The sequence below is a fragment of the Vibrio sp. IB15 genome, from assembly GCF_016406055.1.
Classification (GTDB): Bacteria; Pseudomonadota; Gammaproteobacteria; order Enterobacterales; family Vibrionaceae; genus Vibrio; species Vibrio chagasii.
This window is the reverse complement of sequence record NZ_JAEFCE010000110.1, coordinates 1-5,221: the sequence shown is the minus strand read 5'-3', so window position 1 is coordinate 5,221 and position 5,221 is coordinate 1. Positions and strand designations below refer to the sequence as shown.

General features: G+C 35.8%; 6 protein-coding genes. 1 reads left to right on the top strand and 5 read right to left on the bottom strand.

The window, feature by feature from the left end; all coding sequences use genetic code 11:
• Window positions 1–93: 93 nt before the first annotated feature.
• Window positions 94–516, bottom strand: a complete 423-nt coding sequence (locus tag JC606_RS22640) for an organic hydroperoxide resistance protein (protein WP_004737449.1) — start codon at window positions 514–516, stop codon at window positions 94–96.
• A 130-nt stretch (window positions 517–646) separates the two neighbouring features.
• Here JC606_RS22640 and JC606_RS22635 point away from each other — a divergent pair, with 130 nt between their 5' ends.
• Window positions 647–1,105, top strand: a complete 459-nt coding sequence (locus JC606_RS22635; protein ID WP_198779494.1) for a MarR family winged helix-turn-helix transcriptional regulator — start codon at window positions 647–649, stop codon at window positions 1,103–1,105.
• A 585-nt stretch (window positions 1,106–1,690) separates the two neighbouring features.
• Here the strand turns inward: JC606_RS22635 and JC606_RS22630 are convergent.
• The 4 genes from JC606_RS22630 to JC606_RS22615 form a co-directional block, all read right to left on the bottom strand.
• Complete coding sequence (locus tag JC606_RS22630) at window positions 1,691–2,989, bottom strand: MATE family efflux transporter (RefSeq protein ID WP_198779493.1); 1,299 nt, start codon at window positions 2,987–2,989, stop codon at window positions 1,691–1,693.
• A gap of 41 nt (window positions 2,990–3,030) precedes the next feature.
• Entirely contained in the window at window positions 3,031–3,813 is a 783-nt protein-coding gene (locus JC606_RS22625) for a UTP--glucose-1-phosphate uridylyltransferase (RefSeq protein ID WP_198779492.1), read from the bottom strand.
• Window positions 3,810–4,055, bottom strand: coding sequence for an acyltransferase (locus JC606_RS23725; RefSeq protein ID WP_150897866.1), 246 nt, complete (start codon window positions 4,053–4,055; stop codon window positions 3,810–3,812). Before JC606_RS23725 ends, JC606_RS22625 begins: the two co-directional genes overlap by 4 nt.
• A gap of 371 nt (window positions 4,056–4,426) precedes the next feature.
• Window positions 4,427–5,188, bottom strand: coding sequence for a glycosyltransferase (locus JC606_RS22615; protein WP_198779495.1), 762 nt, complete (start codon window positions 5,186–5,188; stop codon window positions 4,427–4,429).
• Window positions 5,189–5,221: the final 33 nt, after the last annotated feature.

Genomic DNA, 5,221 nt, shown 5'->3' with positions numbered 1-5,221 from the left:
CAGGCCTTGAAAGCCGCTTAACAGAAATGTCCAACTTTACGGGGTCACTTCATAATTGCAGGCTTCCTTTTCTTTGTGACATGATAGAACGGCTTAGATCGCTTCTCCATTTACCGTTACTGCGACATTAATGTTGCCACGAACCGCGTTTGAGTATGGGCACACTTGATGCGCGCGACGAGTTAGCTTCAACGCTTCTTCTTGCGACATATTTAGCTCAACCGCTAGGCTCACCGTCAGTGCAAATCCACCGTCATTATTCGGTCCAATACCTATTTCTGCAGTAACAGGAGCTGGCTCTATATCCATTTGATCTTCTCGCGCTACGTGCTGAATCGCACTAGAAAAGCATGCCGAATAGCCCGCCGCGAAAAGTTGCTCTGGGTTTGTCGCCGAACCCGTCCCCCCCATCTCCTTAGGATAAGCCAGTTCTAACTCCAAAAGACCGTCATTTGTTTTTACTTGACCATTACGACCAGCCACTGCAGTAGCCTGAGTTTTATAGATTGTAGTCATACTAATTTCCTTTTTAATTTAAGTTGCGCGCTATTTAGTTGCCCACAACCTTATATCGAATTAAAGATCGTTGCAACTATATTGCGCACAATTTATTATGTTTTTTTCCATGGATAGCTAGGCAACGCCAATGAGCCAGTGTCACACCGACAACATCATGACCGACGACGATAAACTCTTACTCGAAAACCAAATTTGCTTCCCTCTCTATAGCGCAGCGAATGCGGTGATTCGAGCTTACCGTCCGCTTTTGGACGAGCTTGATCTGACCTACTCACAATATTTAGTGATGATTGTTTTATGGGAGAAAGACGGTGCCAGCGTGAAAGAATTGGGATCACAACTGCATTTAGACTCAGGCACACTCACGCCGTTGCTTAAACGATTAGAAACAAAAGGCTACGTAGAGCGTGGTCGCAGTGAAACGGATGAGCGCGTTCGTGTACTCAATCTAACCGAGCGGGGTCGTGACCTCAGAAAGCACGCCAAGTCAGTGCCAAACACCATGATGTGCAAAATTTCATTAGAGTTGGATGAAATGATCATGCTGAAGAAACTGTGCGGCAAAGTGCTCGATAATCTGGGCTAACAGAACGGAGCGCATAAAGTCTACTTTTAAATCAGAAACAAAAAGCGCCTTAGTCAATGGCTTACTGTTTATAAGCTTTGTGTATCGGCTTGCTCTCAACATTGCTGATCTTTACTTAGGGAGATCACATCATCTGATTGAATTGATTGCTACTTCACTCGCACTAATCTTGTCATCAGCTCACTAATGGGCATTAACTTAGTGATAGCTAGACTCTTTCAGGTCCCGGCAAGCCCCAAACAAGCAAAACTCATAGCAATTGCTCGCAGTTTTGTTTTCATGGCATTGGGTATCATCATTGACCGAAGCTATTCCTAGAAAAAGGGGAGAGTCTTCTATTTGTTGAAATCTGATCGACAATCTTCAGCTACAGTGTGTGGCGCAGCTGCAGAAAACACTTTGCTAGTTCTTTAGATCAACAGAGCGTTTAAAAGTATCAACCGCAGAAACTAAAAAAGCTCCAATATCGCTATTGGAGCTTTTTTGCTTGATGCCTGTGATATAAAATACCAAACTAAAATTTCAATTTCAATTTCAATTTTAAAATTAAAAGTTGACTAAGTATAAAAATAACACAGTACAGACCTAAGCGGCTAAGTCGTGGAGCCATTTCCCTGAATTAAAGCGAAAGATAGAAAGGATAAGTTTTAAAAATTCTTCAATCAAAACAATAGAATATATATAAATCACTGACATTGAGATTGAATTTAAGTACAAAACAAGAGGCAAAGTAAATAGCCATTGAAAAATAAAATCACACCTCAAGCAAAAAAGACCATCACCGCCAGCTCGTATAACACCATTCATCAGCTGTATTGATAAGCTTTTAATGAATATACTAAAGATCATAATATAAAAGAACATATCAGAATCGATAATTAGTTTATTGAAATTAAATAATTTAAAAATTAAATCTTTAGATATTAAAAGTAGCATTGAGATTAAAAATGACATTAAAAATGAGCTTATAATTGATATTTTAGCATCTTCAAATATATAATCATTACTTCTATTAGGTATATTTTTCCCTATTTCTATACCGGTTGATACAGAAAGCCCAATAGTAAAAGAGAGAACAACAGCTTCAATTGGACTAATTATTGACATAATATAGAGAACTTCTTGACCTCGACTTCCTACTAAAATATAAAAAGCGGAAGCACCTATAGCCCATATTACACCTGAAGATGAAGAGAAAAAAGCTTGCTTAAATATTCTAGACATTAAACCTGGTTTGTAACATTTTATTCTCAACAAGACAGAAAATCGTCTATAAGATATATAAACGATAATTAGACATTCTATTAAAGAGCTTATAACAGTACCATACGCAGCACCTATTACACCAAGTTTGAAATTATATACCAACACAAAACTAATGGTAATATTAATAAAAACAGAAAAAATCGATATATATGACGGAGTCCTATAATCACCTTTAATACGAATTAGACTCGATAATGTTAAGGTTACAGAAATAAATATAAGACTAAAAAGAACAATATCTATATAACTAGAGGATAAGGAAAGTATAATTTTATTTTCACTTGAAAATGAAATTATATAATCTTTAATATAATATACTAAAATGATAATAAGTAGAGCAACCCCGCAGCCAAACCTAAGGGTAAATTTGCTAGAATAGCTTATACATTCAACACTTTCAGAGTTATGAGACATCACATAACTAGCACCTGTTGAGATACCTGATAAAATTATAAAGGCAACAAGAAAAATTTTTGATGCTATACCTACGGCAGAAACACTTTCAAAACTGGATAAAGTTAACAAATATGTATCAACAAATGATTTAGATGAAACAATTAAACTCTGAACAGCGATCGGCAATGCAATAGAGTAAAGATAAAATATTCTTTTTAACATAAAAGTACCAAATGGGAAGCTATTCGCTTCCCATATTAATATTAAGGTGAGATTTCAATAGAATGTTTATAATTTTCATTTAATAAGGAAAATTCAATAAATGTATTTATATATCCCACTTTTGATCCACAGTCATAACTTTTCCCAATCATATAGTAAGCACAGGAGTTATATAGCTCTCTAATTGCTGTTGTTAATTGGACTTCACCTGAAGGGTCTGGAGTTACATTACAAAGTAAATTCCAAATATTTTCTGTAAAAATATAACGACCAATAGCCGAAAAATTAGAATTTATTTCACCATTGAGAGGTTTTTCAACCATGTTTACAATCTTACTTATAGAACCTGGTGAAAAGGAATTTTTGTTTTCAACATCTATTATTCCATAAGATGAAACTTGATCCCATGGAACATCTTTTACCATCACTTTGCTTAGGTGATCTTGATAAAAGCTTTCTTTCATACTTTTAAAAGATCTATTTGACGGTTTCAGCAAGACATCAGGTAAAGCTACTGCAAAAGGTTTATTTCCGATATAAGGGTATGCACACAACACAGCATGGCCTAAACCCAATGGCTCTTTCTGGTAAATGTATTCAAACTTAATACCTTTATAGCTATCACTGTTTTCAAAATAATCTTTGATAGATTCCTTTTCTGGACCTAAAACAAAAACTATTTCTTTAAATCCTGAGGCAATACATTCACCAACGACATAATCAATAACTGGTTTATCTGTAACGACTAACATTTCTTTGGGGATGCTTTTACTAGCAGGGAACATTCTGGTGCCACGACCTGCTGCTGGGATAACTACTTTCATATTGACTTGATATTTTTGACTACTTTAGCGGGATTACCCATAACAATTGAGTATGCTGGCACATCACGAGTAACAACACTATTAGTTGATACCACTGCATGCTCTCCTACAGTTACACCTTTAAGAATTGTTGCACCTTTTCCTATCCAAGCATGTTCCTTAATTATGACTGGTTTTGATAATATACGTTCGGCTTCATCGCTTTCCCCTCTTCCAAGCAACGGGTGACCATCAGAGTCCATAATCGTAACACCAGGACCGAAAGTGACATTGTCTTCTACAGTTACAGATTCATAAGAAATAATACACGTACCTTGTAAAACAACATTGTTGGCGATAGAAATAATACCTGGACTTCCATCGTTTACTTTAACTGATGTTAGCTTTATTTTACTGTTTGGGAATGCAAGGATATCCCTCGACTCCAAATAACACCTCTCACCAATACTTATAACATTTTTAAATGTATCTTTATTAACAGGAAGGTGATTGTATTTTTTATCATAACACCAGGTAAAAGTGAGATCAGGGTCACCACAGACAGCACTGGTTTGCCCAAGTAACGAGCTAGAGCCATCAAATCCCGTAAGGTAAATGTTTTTATACAAAGGCATTACATATGCTCCGCATTTAAAAATATTGATTTATTGAGAGAGAAAATTTTATCTTCTATTGGTACACTATAGAAAGATGTTTGCCATATATTATATTTATCATGAATTCTCAATGCTGCATTATTTGCTTCTGCTGCTTTATCACTAACTTCTTTTTCATGAGGCCAGTGAACGGAGCATAAACCTCTATCTACAACAAATTTATTGTTATTCATAAATAATCTGATACCGAGATCTACATCTTCCCCACCCCATGAATTGAATGACTCATCAAATGCACCAGATTTAATTAATTCCTCTCTTTCTGCTGAAACATGGCAAGTCCAAAAAAGATCAAATGGCGCTGGCCAAGATGAAATGTTATAGCCAAATTCATCATATAGTGATTGTCTAATATCTAAAGCATTTAAGTCTTCCATCATAGAAATTAATTGCTCTGTATTTTTATCTTTAAGGTGAGGCTCTATCTCTTCAAGTTTTTCATTCGAAATCTCAAAGCCATACACATATCCGATACAGACAGTAGGGAACTTTGAATTCTCATGAATTTCAATATGTTTATCTATAGCATCTTTTTGTAGAAGCACGCCAGTATCAATAAAAACAATATAATCACCCTCAGCTGCATATAAACCTAAATTTCGAGCTTTTCCAGCTCGAAAGCCATCGTCTTTTTGCCAAATATACCTTAAATTTAATTTGTCTTTGAATATTTCGCAAACTTGTCGTGAATCATCACTGGCTTTGTTGCGTAAATCGATGGAACCAAATCAAGAAGCTACGATCTGATCAGC